The following is a 13178-nucleotide window of genomic DNA, read 5'->3' as shown; positions in this document are numbered from 1 at the left end:
CGCCGCCGACGATATGGCCGTCGCCTTCGCGGGCAAACAGCGAGATGTTGCCGAAGTCCTCCGGCTCGGCCACTTCCGCCTGGGTGAAGCTGACGATCTTGGTCATGGGGAGCCTTCAGAGCTTGCGGCGCGCCACATAGGCGCCGAGGGAAAAAGTGCCATCGAGCGCCGGGCCATCGGCCAGCAGCAGCTCGCGGGCATGGCCGAAATCCACCCGGTACTCGGTCTCCGGCGCCTTGGCGGCCACCAAGGCGGCGAGGCAGCGGCGGCGGGGCTCGCGGCTGGGGGTCTTGAGCCGGGCGCGGCCCAGCACCGTGCGGCCGGCGACGAGCGCGCGAGATGGCCGTGTGGTGCGCACGCGCACCAGATAGCGGGCCAGCCAGGGCGGATGGCCGATGGGCGCGCGGCCGATGCGGGCGCGACCGAAGACGAAGCGGGCGGGATAGGCCACCGCATCGACCAGCGCGCCATCCACATAGCCGAGGAAGGTCACCGCGCCCGGCCGCGTCCCCACCAGCCAGGCGGCGCGCGGGGCTTCCGCGATCACCTGCCGGCGGCGGGCCTCGCTCCAGTCGGAGAACCACAGGCGCACGCCGTCATGGACCGCCAGCCAGGGCAGGAAGCGCAACGGCGCCGTGCCCGGGTTCAGCGTCTCGGCCACCGGCACTGGCAAGGTGTCGGTCATGGCCTCGGCCAGCGCCTGCTCGAACGGGCGGGCATTGTCCGGCAGCAGATCGGCGGCGGTGCTCATGACGCCACCTCCGCGGTGAAGGCCACCGTCTCCGGCACGGGGATCGTGTAGGGATGGGCCGGGATGTCGGCGGCGGGTTCGGCGAGATCCACGCGCACCACGGACAGGCCATAGGCCCGCCCGCTGAGATAGATGCTGGGCACCTCGGCGCCGATGCGCATCCGCTCCTGGCCGGCGGCCAACACACGGGCCTGGGCCTCTTGGCGCACCGTCTCCGCATCCGGGCCGGGGGGCAGAAGGATACGACCACGCACGGCATAGGAGCGGCGGGTGGCCCGCAGCACCGCCACCGATGTGGCCTCGGGCTTCACGCTGGCGGCGGTGACCGCGGCGCGCACCAGCGCCATCTCCGCATCCGTCGCATCGCGCCCGCCGGGGCCGGCGATGACGATATCGGTATCGCCGCGCCGGCCATGGATCGCCCGGCCGATCACCGCCGCATGCAGCAGCTGCGGCCAGGCGGTGTAGGCCTCGAACAGATAGCGCTCGGCACTGCCGGCGGCCGGCCGGGTGAAGGCCAGCAGATAGCGCATGAGCAGACGCTCATCGCTCTCCATCACCGCCGCCGTGCTGTCCGTGGCCGGCGTGACCGTGAGGCGCTGCACGCCGATGCGGGCGACCACGCTGTCGAGGTCGGTGCCCTTGGCCAGCGGCGCCAGAACGGCGCGCACCGCATCATTCACCCGCGCCCGATCCAGCAGGCGCAGATAGGACCAGGCCTGGGAGGCGATCACCGCCGGATCGGTCTCCAGGGCGCCCACGTCCCAGGTCGGCAAGCTGGGATCGATCAGCCGGGCCGCCGCCCAGGCGGCCTCGAAGCGGGCGACGAACGCCGCCTGCAAGGTCTCATAATCCAGCGGCTCGATGGCATCGGGCGCCGGCAGGCGGGAGAGATCGATGATCTGCGTCATGCGATCCGCCGCGCGATCTGCTGGGCCAGGACGATGGGGGCGCCATAGCCCACCGGAATGGCCTTGCCGTAATCGCCGAACCGCCCTTCCGGGTAGTAGGTGCCGGAATGGCGCAAAGCGAGGCTGCCGTCCCGGCCGGCGTTGACGAATTGCAGCGCGGTGAGCCGGTACTCCGGCTCAAAGGTGTGGGCGGCCACCACAAGGTCCGCATAGATGCCCAAGGCGGTGGCGGGGCTCAGATCCTCCGCCAGCCAGGAGCGCAGTTCCGAGCCCACGGCCAGACGCATCACCCGCTCGCGAAACCGGGTGGTCCAGATCACCGCCAAAGACTGCTGCACATGGGCCCAGCCGGTCAGCACCTGCCCGGTGCGCCGGTCCAGTCCCGTGCGGTAGCGCACCGCTTGCGCCATGGGTTCAAGCTCCCTTCAAAGCCGGTTTCAGCGGCGGCGGGCGGGCTTGTCGGAACCGCCGTCTTCCGCCGCTGTTTCAGCCGGCGCCTCGGGATCGGCAGGAGCCGGACGGATGGCCCCAGCCAGCAGCTCCGTGCGGGCTTCGAACTCGGTGAGGTGCAGCGTCTCGCCCGCGCGGGCGGAACGGCCCGCCACCTTGGGACCGGCGGCGTCGGTGACGATGAAGGAGAGCTTCGTGCTGTGCATGGGAACCTCAGACAGGTGGGCCGGAGACGGATGGTCCCGACATGACCTTCTCGTGCTTGTGCTCGGCGCCGATGGACTTGCCGTTGTGGGAGACGTCGCCGCCTTTGACCGTGAGGCCGGCGCTATCGATGCGGACGCTGACGCCGCCGCTGGCGATCTCCAGCGCGCCATCGGTGCGGGTGATGACCAGGCCGCCCACCTTCTCCACCACCGCATCATCGGCGGCCGAGGGCGCCGGCTGGGCGCCGGAATAGGCATCGCGCACCGCGATGGAGGCCGAGCCCAAGGTGCCGGACGGGCTCTCCACCGTGACCAGATCGCCGACACGCATGGGCGTATGGGTGGCGAGAAAGCCGTTGGCCGGCTCGCGCCAGGCGATCCAGGGCGAGAGCACCGGCTTCCCCTCGGCCGTGGCGCCGATCTTGACGCGACAGCGGCGCTTGTCCGCATCCACCTCGGCCACCGCGCCCTTGAGCTTGGCGCTGGCAAGGCGGCGTTCGGTCTGGTTGATCTTCCGGTGCAGGCGCCGGATTTCCTGCTCAAGCAGGGCCATCGGCGCTCTCCTGGGCCAGCAGCGCCAGCACCTCCGGCGGGATCTGGTCGGGGAACTGCACATCGGCAAAGGGCGTCGTGCCAGTGCCGTCCAGATCGGTCACCGTGGGCCGGTCGGAGGCGAACAGGCTGCGGCCGAGATCCGCCACGCACTGCGTCCAGGTGACGGCATAATAAGCCGCGCCCGCCGCCGCATCGCGCACGGTGAACATGGGCTTCAGCTCGGGGGCCGGATCGGCCTCCGGCGGGAGCACCAGGCCGAGGACGCCAATGGCGCCCCAGGTCTGCGCCTCCGCATCTTCCAGGATGGCCAGCAGCCGGTGGCCGATGGCGAGGCCCAGCGTCTCGCGCTCGACGCGGCGGCCGGCAATGACCGCATCCTCGGTCACCACATAAGCGGCGAACTCCACCGCCAGCCCATAGCCGCCGTCCAGCAGCCGGCGGGCGCGGATGCGCGACCAGCCGACGGCGATGCCGGGGGCAGCCACCACGGACTTCGCCACCACATCGGCAATGTCGATGCGCCCCGGATGGGACACCACCTTGACGCCCGGCAGCAGCGCAGCGAGGCGGGCCACAACCGCCGCCTTGAGCGCCTGGACCGGATCGGCGGCGATGAGATCGGCCAGAGGAACTGGAGCGATGGGAGCGGGCGCGATCATGCCAGCAGCCCTCCGAACACGTCGGTGACCAGATCCAGGATCTCGGTGCGATTGTCGCCCGACAAGCCGATGAAAGGCCGCGCCGGGACAGTGACCTGTTTGGCCAGCATCACCTCGCCACCGGCCATGAAGGCCAGGGCCTTGGCCGTCTTGGGTTTGATGACCGCGCCATCCTGGTGGACATGGGCATATTGCCAGGACGCGCCCCATTCGGTCTCATCGGCGGATGAGGTCCAGGCCACCGAGCCCAGCAGGTGCTGACCAGTCTCCAGCAGGATGGAGCTGCCGTTATGGTTGGGCTTCCAGGGGGTGCCATCGGGCGCGGTCTTCTCGCTCTCGATGCGGCGCCGGGTCTGGCTCTCGCCCAGGGCGCCGATGGCCGACATCAGCCCGCTGCCGTCGAAGCGCGCCAGCTTCATGAGCTTGGCCACCACCGGGCCGAAGTCGGCGGCATCCACGGTGATGGAGATACCGGTGCTCATGACCGGCCCCCGAAACTGGCACGGGAGAAGATGCGCGGCGGCACGTCGATGACAACGCCGTTCGGCCCGATCTCGCCCGCCTCGTCCGCATCGGTGGGCGCCGGGGCAGCGCTGCCGGCGGCGATGGTGAGCGCGCCCTTACCGGAGGCGATGGCCTCGAGGCGCTTCACCGCATTCTCATAGCCCTCCTTCAGCCGGTCGCTGGAGCGGGCAAAGGACAGCGCCACCCGATAGAGCGCGATGTCCATGGTGTAGACGGCCAGGATCTCGGCCGAGCCTTCATCCACGGCACCAAGATCGGTCGGCGTGTAGCGGGCCTGAAGGATGCTGCGCACCTCCACCGAGGCATCGCGCAAGGCCGCATCCACCCGGCCATCATCCCGCAAGCCGGTGGTCTCGTCCGCCGCCAGCAGCGTCAGTTCCGCCGGATGCCGGGCGGACAACTGGTCAAGGGTGGCGAACGGGGCGGCCATGGGGATCTCCTTGGGATCTGAAGATGGCCGGGGCGGCGAACCGTCCCGGCCGGGGATGCCAAGGGATGGCATCGGGGACCATGGCAGGTGGGGGCTTTGGTCCCCGGCGCCTCAGGCCTCGGGGGAGGCCTCGGGCGGGGGAATGGGGCGGCGGTGGGGAACGACGGCGAGCGCGGGGTCGGAGCGCAGCAGCTCGACCAGAGCCTCCGGCGTGAGGCCCTTGGCCTTGGCTGCGGCCTCGATCTCGGCCGTGCCGAGATCGACAGGTGCGCGGCTGAAGGACAGGCCGGCGCGCCAGCGGGCGCCGCCGGGAGCGGTGACACGCAGGCACGGCTCGGTGTCCGTGCTGACTGCCTCGGTGAAGGTGGAAGTGGCGGGAGCCTTGGCCATGACCGTCCTCAAGGTTCGGGTGAATGGGGGCGATCACGCCGCCAGCTTCGGCGCGCGGATCAGCGTCACCAGATTGCGGTTGGTGTTGGTGGAGCCGTCGATGACCTCCTTTTCCAGGATGTCCTTGGCGGCGAAGAAATTGGTGTTGCCCACCACCAGGTGGGTGGGAGACGTGCCCAGCGGCGTGCCGTTGTCGCTCTTGAAGCCGGTCATGGCGTTCCAGGCGGCACGCAGGTTCTCCGGCGTCAGCGGCGCCTTGGAGCCGAAGCCCATTTGCCAGAAGCCATAGCCGGCACCGACGCGGGCGTCCGAGCCATAGACATATTCGTCGGAGTCGAAGACGCGGTCGCTGGACTTGGCGTCCTCCTTGGCGACGAAATTGTAATCCCGCCGCTTCTGGAAAATGAACGGCTTCAGCGGCCGACTGAGGTCCAGCAGCATCCAGGGCTCGTCGGTGCCCGCCTGGACGTTGGACACGGTGGTCTGCGCGCCGGGCATCCCCACCGGATGGTCAGCGTCGAAGAACGGCTGGCCGTCATAGCAGGGGGTGGACCAGGCGGCCGGGATCAGCTCGCCGAACACGAGGTCGTCGGGATGCTCGGCGGCGGCCTGGCCCAGCAGCTCGAAGCGCGGGGCATAGATGCCGAGCCTGTCGTCCTCGATGTCGTCGCGGCTGACCGAGACCGTCAGCTCGAACTTGCGGTTCTTGATGGCATAGCCGTGCGACCGCAGGCCGTGTACCTGGCGGTCGCCGATCCATTCCCGCATCTTGGGGATGTCGCCCAGCCAGCCATAGGTCTCTTCCGACGAGGTGGACGGCACCACGGTGCACAGGGTGGTGTAGAGCGCGGAAACGCCCGCAAAACCCTTCTGGAAATTGGTCTTGAAGCCCTTGTTGATGGCCGAGATCAGATCGGGCGTGACGACGCGGGGCATGGGGCTCTCGCTCTATCAGGAGGTTGGGATCAGAAGCCGAGGCGGACCCAGACGCCCTGGGCGTCCAGGTCGATCACCGCGCCGGCTTGCGAACGGGTGTTGCCGCCATGCGTCTTCGCCACGGTCTGGTCATCCACCAGGAAGCAGGGCTTGCCGATATCGGCGGCGGTGACCGCATCGGTGGCGAGGTTGAACAGGCGGAAGGTGCCGCGCCGGGTGGTGATGTTGATGGCGCCATCGGCCCCGCCGGCATTGTCGGCGGTGGCATCCGCTATGCCGAGCACGATCAGGCCAAGGCCGGTCTTGCCCGGCTTGGCGAGGCCGCCCTCGCTGACGGTGACGGCTCCGCCATAGATCACCACGTCGGCGGCGACGGGGGCGGTGGAGGTGACGCCGGCCTTCTCGGACACGACGCGGGGGGCGGTGAGCGCGACCATGATGGGGAAGCCTTTCTAACGATCAGGCGGCCGGGAGGCCGTTGGCGGCGCGGAACTCAGCCTCGCTGAGGCCCAGCTGGCGGATCACCTCGCGGTCCTCGGCGCTGAGCAGCGCGGGATCGCCGTCCGGGGGTGTCTTGCCGCCGAGGCCGGACGCGCCCAGCAGCTCCGGGGCGCTGGCCAGCAGCTGCTCCACGGCGGCAAGGCCGGCATCGGTGGCGCAGAGCGCGGCGTAATGATCGCGCTGCGCCGGCAGGATCTTCTTGGCCTGCAGTGCACCCTCGATCACCGCCTCCACCTTGGTGGTGCGCTGGGTGCCGCGCAGGGTGTCCAGCTCGGTGGAAACGGCGGCGAGCTTGGCCACCGTCTCCTCATGCACCGCCATGGGCACATAGACAGCGGGATCGGCGGTGGTCTTCAGGGTGGTGACGGCGGCAAGGCACTCGGCCTCGCTCGCGGTCTCGGCCAGGCCAAGCGCGGCAAGCACGGTTTTCATGGGGATCTCCGGGATGTGGGACGGATCGGCCTGGGCCAAAGCCGGCTGCGCGGCGAGCGCCGGGGATGCCACCAGCGCCACGCTTTTGAGCCACAGCGCCTCGCCGTTCGGGGCGGGAAAGGCCGGCGAGACATAAGGGTAAGCCTTGAGCAGCGCGGGCGCGTTCGCCGGGTCAATCCACTCCACCCGGCCATAAAGCGCCGCACCGTCCTGCTCCAGGGCAGTGACGAACCCCACCGGGTCCGCCCGCTCGCCCTTCGGCGCCAGGATCTCGGTGGCGTGGTTGATGTCCAGCGGCACCTTCAGGCCATCGGCCTGGAAGCGGGCCATGAGCCGGGCAAAATCGATGGCAAAGGCCCGGCCGTCGCGGGTGCGGATCGCGCCGCCCTGCGGGAACAGCATGATGCGTTCGGGCGCGGCGTCCGTGGAGCCGGCGGCGAGAACGGTCAGGATGTGGGTGTGGACGGCGTTCGACATGCCCCGACCATGCCGGGTCGGCGGGCGCGGATCACGGGCGACAGCTGTCGCCCCGTCGCATCAGGGCAAATCACCGATGCAGGAATTATGGCTGACCCTAGCCGCTCATGTCGATGGGCGCCACCATCTCGCGCGTACCGCGCCCATTAAAGGGGTATTGAAAGCCTGTGGCGGGCATTTCGGGTTTTCAGCGCCTTCGGCACAGCCTCAGCTGTCGAAGGCCCCTGAGCGTTGCCCTAATGGCAAATTGCATCGTGATTGAAACCCGCCGGCGGGAGGGGCATAATCATCAGAGCACGGCGGCGAAGTCCGTTGGCCTCGATTGCCCGCTGGAGGGATGCCCTGAAAGGGGATTCGGCTCCTCCCCGCCGCGCTACTCCTCTTCCAATGCTCGCACCGCCTTCAGGCTTGGCTGCACGTCGCGCCGGTGCATGGAGATGGCCCGGAGAAAGCCATTTTCCGATCTGGTGACGATCGCCCGCCACCACGCGCTGCCAAGATTGAAGAGAACCGCCCGCCGCTTCGGGTTCTTGTCCGCCACCACCGTCCCCTCGGCAATGGCCTGCGGCAGCCGGCGCAGATCCTCATAGCTGCGCCCGTCCTTGTACCGGCCATCATGATTGGCCCGCGCCGCCACATCCGCCCCATTGATGGAGACCAGCGGCGACTTCGCTCCCATCTCGGCCTGAAGCCTGGGCGAGACGCCCGCCGGCAGCCACACCTGGCGGGCCTGGTCGTCCGGCAGGCGGCTCACCACCCGCGTCCAGGGGCTGTCCCAGAGCTGCTCCAGGGTGCGGGCGGCATCGGCGGGTGCGGCGTCCACCAGGGACTGCTCCAGGGCACGAAGCACGCCCTTCACGCGGGCCAGCCCCGGATTGCCGCCCCAGCCGGGATCGATGCCCACCGGCACATGCACGATCTCGCCGCTGCGCTTGTTGGTGACTGCGCGCGTCTCGATCACCGGCCGCTCGGCGGAATAGCGGATGTCATTATCATTGGCCGGGATGCGGGCCAGCAGATCGTCGCGCTCCCGGCCGGTGATCTGGCGCACGGTGCATTTGCACAGCCAGCCGTTGGGCGGGAAGTGGCTGGCCCAGAACGGATCGTCCACGGGCAGGATGATGCCCACCCAGGCCAGATGCTCCTTGCGCGGGTCGGCCGCCGTGGTGCGCACATAGAGCAGATAGGGCAGCGCCTTTTTGGTCCGCTGCGCCCGCTCCCACTGGCCGGCGGCACGGGCCGAGGCCATGTTGCCCCAGAAGATGGTCTTGAGCCGGTTCGGGGCGGTGAAGTCCACCGCCGTGTCCGGATGGTCGCCCGAGGGATCGGCCACCATCCGCAAGCCGCCCCAGCCGATGCGCTGGAGATCCGCCACCACCTGGGTGCGCCAGGTCTCAAAGCCCAGGCCCTCTCGCTGCGCCGTGGCGATGGAGGCCTTGAAGGTGGTGAGCAGTTCGCTCTCCACCGCCTTGGCCACGGTGAAGGCGTGGGCATGTTCCTGCTGCCAGACGTCCTGCCAGTGAAAGCCGGGCTTCAGGCCCTTGTCGTCCAGATAGCGCGTCACCTCCGGCGGCGGCCCGAAGCCGCGGGTGATCTCGGCCATGGCTCAGTCCGTCCCGTCGCCAATGCCCCGCGCAATGGCGGTGGCTTGGGCAAGTGCGTCGGCCAGGCGCGCCCCATCAGGCCCCCGCGCTTCCAGCAGGGTCAGGGCCTCGTCGAAGGAGGTGGCGGTGGCCAGCACCTGGCGCAGAGGATCGAGCAAGGGATCGGAGATGTCCTGCCAGTCCTCCAGGGCGTCCGCGAAGGCGGCATCGGTCAAGGCGATGCCGTCCGGAACGTCGCCGGGCGCCAGAAGCAAGGCGGGCGGCGTGCAGGTGCCGCAGGCGCAGCCGGCGCCATGGGCGGCGAGCTGCTTGGCCTTGGGCTCGGGCGGCGTCTCGGCCGGCGGCTTGGCTTCAGGGGCGGCCGCGGACGCCTGGAGGAGTTCGTCATCCTCCCCCGGCTCCGACAGCCCCATACGGTCGCGGATCTCCCGCTGGCTCACCTTCAGCCCCACCGGCACCAGCCGGGCCACCGCATCCGCCAGAGCGGCGATGTCCTCCGGCTCGGTCACCGGCCATTCCGCCTTGGGATAGAGCGGCTGCGGGCCGAAGTTCATGGCCACGAACCACTGGATCAGGTCGCGGTTCACCGTCTGGCCCAACTGGCGCCCGTCCGCCTGGGCGATATCGATGCGCACCTTGTCGTGGATCTTGGCCTGACCGTAGGACGAACCGTCCTTGGAGGTCATGGTCTGGCCGAGCGTGATGAGCGAGACCTTGTCGTCCGTATAGTCGATCAGGCTGCCGAACACCTGCTCGCCGCGCGAGCCGTTCACCTCATGGAACTCGATCAGCATGGATTCCGGGATGATGGCGGCGGCGTCATTGGCGATGGAGGTCACCGCCCGCAGCAGCTTGCGCTTGTCGCCCTCGCTGGCGCCGGGGCCATATTTGCCCACCCGGAACGGGATGCCATAGACCTCGGCGAAGGCCGACCAGTCCTGCAAGGTGAAGCTCTGCACCATATAGGCCCAGCTCGCCGGCCTGGCGAGGCCGCGCCGGATCGGCAGCCCCATGCGCGGCGCCGGCATGTGCACCATGAAGCGGGCCTTGGGCAGGTCCTCGCCGTCCATCTTGCCATCCACCGCGAGGCGCAGCTCGCTGAGCGTCACCCGGTCGAACTGGAAGAAGCGCGGGTCGCGCCAGGTGAAGGAGACCGGGCGAATGAGCTTGTCGCGATAGTCCCAGCCGATCTCCACCACCGAATAGCCTTTGCCGATGCCATCCAGCAAAGCCGCCGCCGCCTCCTGGAAGGCGGTGTCGGCGATCAGCTCGCCCACCGCATCCATGATCTTGGCCGGCACGCCCTTGGGCGCTTCCATGGTGGGGGAGATGCCGGCGATGCGCAGCTTCCGTGTCATCAGCACCGAGGCATAGTGCAGGTAACGCTCCTCCATCTCCTCGGCCAGGGTCAGATAGGCGCGGGCCTGGCCCATCTGCGCATCGCGCAGGATGCCGGCCAGGCGGCTGGGCGTGAGGCCGGAGGAGACGCGCTCCTCCGCCACCCGGCGCACGCCGGCCACCGTGGGCGTGGCGATCTCCTCGGCGAGCTTCTTGGATGAGACCGGGCGGCCATCCGGCCCGAGCAATTGTGGGGTCACCATAAGGCGCGGCCTCCGGAGGTCTCGTCGTCATCTCCAGCGTCCAGGTCGGAGCCGGTCTGGTAGTCATATTCGGCAGGATCGCTGGCGGCGTGGATGCCGAGGAACGCCGCCCAGGTGCGGTCGGCATGGTCATCATCCCGCTCGGCCACGAAACGCGGCGCGCCGGTGGCGGAGGCGATCTTGCGCAGCTTGTGCAGATCCGCGCGCAACGCGGGATCCCCCTCGCTGATGCGCACGGTGCGGGCCTCGAACCGCTCCTTGCCGGCCGTGGCCAGCACAAGCTTGCTGGGGCCGGTAAAGAGGACACCCTCCACGCGGCTGCCGTAGCGCCGCTGCGCGTCCTCAACCACTTTCTCACCCATGCCGGTCTGGTCGATGCAGGCCCGGCCGACGCGATAGCGCCGCATCACGTCATCAAAGGCCTCATCCATGGCCGCGAAGGTGGCGCGCTTCTGCTCGATCCGCTCGCGCTCCCAGAGCACGTCGCCGATCTGTTCCCAGACCCAGATGACATGCAGGTCGTTGCGCCGGCCGATGTCCCTGCCCACGAAGCAGATGCCCCCCTGGTAGCCCGAGGGCTTCCCGGCGCTTGGGTCCTCCACAGCGGAAATCAGGTCGTAGGACAGCCAGGCGCTCGCCTCATCCAGCCATTGCAGCTCATATTCCTGCGTCCAGAGGTCGGCGTCCGCCATGCCCTCGCGCAGTTCATCCACGTTCCGGGGAAGTCCGTCCGCAACAGCCTGATAGATATCGGTCTGATGCCGCGACCAGGTCTGATCCTTCGCGGTCATCAACTCGTAGAATTTGTTGCCCTTGCCGTTGGGCGTGGACGTGACGCGCAGATCCCAGCCCTTGGAGACCACCGGGAACAACGCGCCCCAGATCGCCTTGCTGTCCCGGTGGAAGGCGAACTCATCGAGAAAGGCATTGGCGGAAAACCCGCGCGCGGTATCCGGATTGGCGGGCAAGGCGGTGATGCGGGAGCCGCCGGGCAAGGTCACCTCAAGCGCCTTGTAGCTGAAGCCGTCCTCGCTTTTCCAATCGTACTCCGCGGCGTCGATCGCCATTTTATAGGCCTTGGAATGGAGCTTGATGCCCTCATCCATGGCTTCCTTCGCCTGACGCTCCCCGCGGGAGAGGATCACCCACCGTTCGCGGCGGCCGAGCAAAGCCGCCTCGTAGCAGCGATCCACGATCTCCAGGGTGGTGGTGAAGGTCTTTCCGGTCTGGCGCGCGTACATGCCGATCTTGAACCGGCTGCGATCGAGGAACCACCGGCGCTGGTAAGCATGAAGCGGTACAGCTGCCGGCGTCATCGCTCGAAGATCCCATAGACGTCCTCGCGGATGCGGCGTAGCACTTCCGCTGGATCGGTCTGGCCGGCCGCCACCTCGCCCGCGACATTCTCGATCGCCTTGCGCGCCTGTTCGCCCAGGACCTTCTTGAGGTTCAGCGCACGGTCCTGGTCGGCCTTGGCGGCGCTCGCCAGGTTGCGCAGGGTCTCAGACACCAGCTTGGCCGACTTCGGATCCAGGGTGACGAGCTCGCCATCCTCGCCGGCCATGAGCTCCATGACGCTGGCGTGGAGCGAGGCGATGTTGAAGCGGGCCACCCGATCATCGGCGCCGGTGTCTTCCAGGCGCGCCATGATCGCTTCCGCGGCCGAGCGGCTGTTCTGCAACCGCGCCCGGATAGCATCGAACCTCTTGATGTACTCACCGAGCCCGGAGCGGCCGACGTCCGCGTCCAGCTCCCGCAGCTTGGCCATGATCTCGTCGATGGTGCAGCCGCCTTCCCGCAGACGCCCGATCAGCTCCCTCAGGTCTGCGGGCAGGCGATCCACCTTTGAGGGCCGGGCCATCAGGCGATGTCCGGATAGTCAATTCCGGGGATCGGATCGACGCGGCGATGCAGGAAGGCGAGGCCGCGGGCGCTTAGCACGAGCGTGCGCACGCGGCCCTGATAGTATTCCTTGATCACCAGTTCCGCCTTGTCGAGGAACTCGGCATCACCGCGCAGCCCATCGTCCGTGGCATTGCGGCCACGGAACCCGAGCTGGTGAAGCGCCACGCGCAGAACGCTCTCGTTCGCGCTGCCCTCGTTTTCGTTGAGCACCCGCAACGTGGCCAGCCGCCTGGATCGGGTGATCTCATCGGCGAAAACTTCCGAGTTCATGAGGGCCTCTTCATCAGATGGTCTTCGACGCGCGAAAGAGCGCGACCGACGCTCTCCAGTTCTCGAGTGGAGGCAACGACCAGCGTCCCCACCCGCGTCACCTCATTGCGCAGCTCCGAAAAATCCTCGGCGGTCGGCAGATGCCGGACCTCCTGCTCGATCGTGAGCATCCGCATGTTCAGCTTGCTGAGGTCCTCGGAGAGCCGCTGCTCGACCTCCTCGATCGCCTTGCCGCGGCTCACGCTCTCGACCGAGAGCTCAGCCTTGGATGCAAGGCCGATGCGCACGGTCCAGAGCAGCCAGCCGATGACAAGCGGCACCAACAGGGCGATGACCGGCCACCATTCCTTCAGCCAACCTGGCATCGGTGCCCCCGCATGTGTCGCTCGACAGCGTTCTGGCAAACGACGCATCGCGTGGCCCAGGGAGCGGCGAGACGGCGCGCCTCGTCGATTGGATCGCCGCAGCCGGTGCAGACCTCAGCGCCAGGCCGGCGAACGGCGGCCCGCGCCGCGTCGATTTCTGCGGCGCGGGTGCGCTCCTCAATGCGTTGAGCGCTATCCAGGGTGTCCATC

General features: G+C 68.6%; 19 protein-coding genes. All 19 read right to left on the bottom strand.

From position 1 onward, the window contains the following. Positions 1-115: 115 nt before the first annotated feature. Positions 116-751 (bottom strand): phage tail protein I, encoded by a 636-nt coding sequence (locus tag AAG816_RS14530; protein ID WP_341990367.1) that lies wholly within the window; start codon positions 749-751, stop codon positions 116-118. Continuing rightward, on the bottom strand, positions 748-1662 hold the full coding sequence (locus AAG816_RS14525; protein ID WP_341990366.1) for a baseplate J/gp47 family protein: 915 nt from the start codon (positions 1660-1662) through the stop codon (positions 748-750). Before AAG816_RS14525 ends, AAG816_RS14530 begins: the two co-directional genes overlap by 4 nt. Next, positions 1659-2072, bottom strand: a complete 414-nt coding sequence (locus tag AAG816_RS14520) for an integrase (protein ID WP_341990365.1) — start codon at positions 2070-2072, stop codon at positions 1659-1661. The genes AAG816_RS14525 and AAG816_RS14520 overlap by 4 nt, the downstream gene beginning before the upstream one ends. 27 nt (positions 2073-2099) lie before the next feature. Continuing rightward, complete coding sequence (locus AAG816_RS14515; protein ID WP_341990364.1) at positions 2100-2318, bottom strand: hypothetical protein; 219 nt, start codon at positions 2316-2318, stop codon at positions 2100-2102. 7 nt (positions 2319-2325) lie between these two features. Continuing rightward, positions 2326-2871 (bottom strand): phage baseplate assembly protein V, encoded by a 546-nt coding sequence (locus AAG816_RS14510; RefSeq protein WP_341990363.1) that lies wholly within the window; start codon positions 2869-2871, stop codon positions 2326-2328. Beyond that, entirely contained in the window at positions 2858-3532 is a 675-nt protein-coding gene (locus AAG816_RS14505) for a hypothetical protein (RefSeq protein ID WP_341990362.1), read from the bottom strand. Before AAG816_RS14505 ends, AAG816_RS14510 begins: the two co-directional genes overlap by 14 nt. After that, a complete protein-coding gene (locus AAG816_RS14500) occupies positions 3529-4014 on the bottom strand; it encodes a phage virion morphogenesis protein (protein ID WP_341990361.1) in 486 nt (161 codons plus the stop codon). Before AAG816_RS14500 ends, AAG816_RS14505 begins: the two co-directional genes overlap by 4 nt. Next, positions 4011-4487, bottom strand: coding sequence for a phage protein Gp36 family protein (locus AAG816_RS14495; RefSeq protein WP_341990360.1), 477 nt, complete (start codon positions 4485-4487; stop codon positions 4011-4013). The genes AAG816_RS14500 and AAG816_RS14495 overlap by 4 nt, the downstream gene beginning before the upstream one ends. Before the next feature lie 111 nt (positions 4488-4598). Continuing rightward, positions 4599-4877, bottom strand: coding sequence for a hypothetical protein (locus tag AAG816_RS14490; protein WP_341990359.1), 279 nt, complete (start codon positions 4875-4877; stop codon positions 4599-4601). A 33-nt stretch (positions 4878-4910) separates the two neighbouring features. Then, positions 4911-5813: a Mu-like prophage major head subunit gpT family protein gene (locus AAG816_RS14485; RefSeq protein ID WP_341990358.1), complete on the bottom strand. Its 903-nt coding sequence runs from the start codon at positions 5811-5813 to the stop codon at positions 4911-4913. Positions 5814-5842: 29 nt separating this feature from the next. After that, on the bottom strand, positions 5843-6250 hold the full coding sequence (locus AAG816_RS14480; RefSeq protein ID WP_341990357.1) for a hypothetical protein: 408 nt from the start codon (positions 6248-6250) through the stop codon (positions 5843-5845). Between the two features lie 22 nt (positions 6251-6272). Continuing rightward, the gene (locus tag AAG816_RS14475; protein ID WP_341990356.1) at positions 6273-7223 is read right to left on the bottom strand and encodes a phage protease; all 951 of its coding nucleotides are present in this window, start codon (positions 7221-7223) and stop codon (positions 6273-6275) included. A gap of 373 nt (positions 7224-7596) precedes the next feature. Then, the gene (locus tag AAG816_RS14470; RefSeq protein ID WP_341990355.1) at positions 7597-8826 is read right to left on the bottom strand and encodes a phage minor head protein; all 1230 of its coding nucleotides are present in this window, start codon (positions 8824-8826) and stop codon (positions 7597-7599) included. 3 nt (positions 8827-8829) lie between these two features. Further along, positions 8830-10428: a DUF935 domain-containing protein gene (locus AAG816_RS14465; protein WP_341990354.1), complete on the bottom strand. Its 1599-nt coding sequence runs from the start codon at positions 10426-10428 to the stop codon at positions 8830-8832. Continuing rightward, positions 10422-11669 carry a terminase family protein gene (locus AAG816_RS14460; RefSeq protein WP_341990353.1) on the bottom strand — a complete coding sequence of 416 codons (1248 nt, stop codon included), beginning with the start codon at positions 11667-11669 and terminating at the stop codon, positions 10422-10424. The genes AAG816_RS14465 and AAG816_RS14460 overlap by 7 nt, the downstream gene beginning before the upstream one ends. A 71-nt stretch (positions 11670-11740) precedes the next feature. Then, positions 11741-12271 carry a phage protein Gp27 family protein gene (locus tag AAG816_RS14455; RefSeq protein ID WP_341990352.1) on the bottom strand — a complete coding sequence of 177 codons (531 nt, stop codon included), beginning with the start codon at positions 12269-12271 and terminating at the stop codon, positions 11741-11743. 17 nt (positions 12272-12288) lie between these two features. Continuing rightward, on the bottom strand, positions 12289-12603 hold the full coding sequence (locus AAG816_RS14450) for a hypothetical protein (protein ID WP_341990351.1): 315 nt from the start codon (positions 12601-12603) through the stop codon (positions 12289-12291). Beyond that, a complete protein-coding gene (locus AAG816_RS14445) occupies positions 12600-12968 on the bottom strand; it encodes a hypothetical protein (protein ID WP_341990350.1) in 369 nt (122 codons plus the stop codon). Before AAG816_RS14445 ends, AAG816_RS14450 begins: the two co-directional genes overlap by 4 nt. Then, positions 12953-13177 carry a TraR/DksA C4-type zinc finger protein gene (locus AAG816_RS14440; protein ID WP_341990349.1) on the bottom strand — a complete coding sequence of 75 codons (225 nt, stop codon included), beginning with the start codon at positions 13175-13177 and terminating at the stop codon, positions 12953-12955. Before AAG816_RS14440 ends, AAG816_RS14445 begins: the two co-directional genes overlap by 16 nt. Between the last annotated feature and the right edge of the window lies 1 nt (position 13178).

It is taken from the genome of Azorhizobium sp. AG788 (assembly GCF_943371865.1).
Taxonomy (GTDB): Bacteria; Pseudomonadota; Alphaproteobacteria; order Rhizobiales; family Xanthobacteraceae; genus Azorhizobium.
This window is presented reverse-complemented; position numbering and strand designations above follow the sequence as displayed.

What these genes read in the sequence shown, in the direction of transcription:
- AAG816_RS14520 (WP_341990365.1), bottom strand. Translation starts at nt 2,072, where the DNA reads ATGGCGCAAGCGGTGCGCTACCGCACGGGACTGGACCGGCGCACCGGG.
- AAG816_RS14495 (WP_341990360.1), bottom strand. Translation starts at nt 4,487, where the DNA reads ATGGCCGCCCCGTTCGCCACCCTTGACCAGTTGTCCGCCCGGCATCCG.
- AAG816_RS14440 (WP_341990349.1), bottom strand. Translation starts at nt 13,177, where the DNA reads ATGGACACCCTGGATAGCGCTCAACGCATTGAGGAGCGCACCCGCGCC.
- AAG816_RS14475 (WP_341990356.1), bottom strand. Translation starts at nt 7,223, where the DNA reads ATGTCGAACGCCGTCCACACCCACATCCTGACCGTTCTCGCCGCCGGC.
- AAG816_RS14500 (WP_341990361.1), bottom strand. Translation starts at nt 4,014, where the DNA reads ATGAGCACCGGTATCTCCATCACCGTGGATGCCGCCGACTTCGGCCCG.
- AAG816_RS14515 (WP_341990364.1), bottom strand. Translation starts at nt 2,318, where the DNA reads ATGCACAGCACGAAGCTCTCCTTCATCGTCACCGACGCCGCCGGTCCC.
- AAG816_RS14510 (WP_341990363.1), bottom strand. Translation starts at nt 2,871, where the DNA reads ATGGCCCTGCTTGAGCAGGAAATCCGGCGCCTGCACCGGAAGATCAAC.
- AAG816_RS14490 (WP_341990359.1), bottom strand. Translation starts at nt 4,877, where the DNA reads ATGGCCAAGGCTCCCGCCACTTCCACCTTCACCGAGGCAGTCAGCACG.
- AAG816_RS14445 (WP_341990350.1), bottom strand. Translation starts at nt 12,968, where the DNA reads ATGCCAGGTTGGCTGAAGGAATGGTGGCCGGTCATCGCCCTGTTGGTG.
- AAG816_RS14505 (WP_341990362.1), bottom strand. Translation starts at nt 3,532, where the DNA reads ATGATCGCGCCCGCTCCCATCGCTCCAGTTCCTCTGGCCGATCTCATC.
- AAG816_RS14530 (WP_341990367.1), bottom strand. Translation starts at nt 751, where the DNA reads ATGAGCACCGCCGCCGATCTGCTGCCGGACAATGCCCGCCCGTTCGAG.
- AAG816_RS14525 (WP_341990366.1), bottom strand. Translation starts at nt 1,662, where the DNA reads ATGACGCAGATCATCGATCTCTCCCGCCTGCCGGCGCCCGATGCCATC.
- AAG816_RS14485 (WP_341990358.1), bottom strand. Translation starts at nt 5,813, where the DNA reads ATGCCCCGCGTCGTCACGCCCGATCTGATCTCGGCCATCAACAAGGGC.
- AAG816_RS14450 (WP_341990351.1), bottom strand. Translation starts at nt 12,603, where the DNA reads ATGAACTCGGAAGTTTTCGCCGATGAGATCACCCGATCCAGGCGGCTG.
- AAG816_RS14465 (WP_341990354.1), bottom strand. Translation starts at nt 10,428, where the DNA reads ATGGTGACCCCACAATTGCTCGGGCCGGATGGCCGCCCGGTCTCATCC.
- AAG816_RS14470 (WP_341990355.1), bottom strand. Translation starts at nt 8,826, where the DNA reads ATGGCCGAGATCACCCGCGGCTTCGGGCCGCCGCCGGAGGTGACGCGC.
- AAG816_RS14460 (WP_341990353.1), bottom strand. Translation starts at nt 11,669, where the DNA reads ATGTACGCGCGCCAGACCGGAAAGACCTTCACCACCACCCTGGAGATC.
- AAG816_RS14480 (WP_341990357.1), bottom strand. Translation starts at nt 6,250, where the DNA reads ATGGTCGCGCTCACCGCCCCCCGCGTCGTGTCCGAGAAGGCCGGCGTC.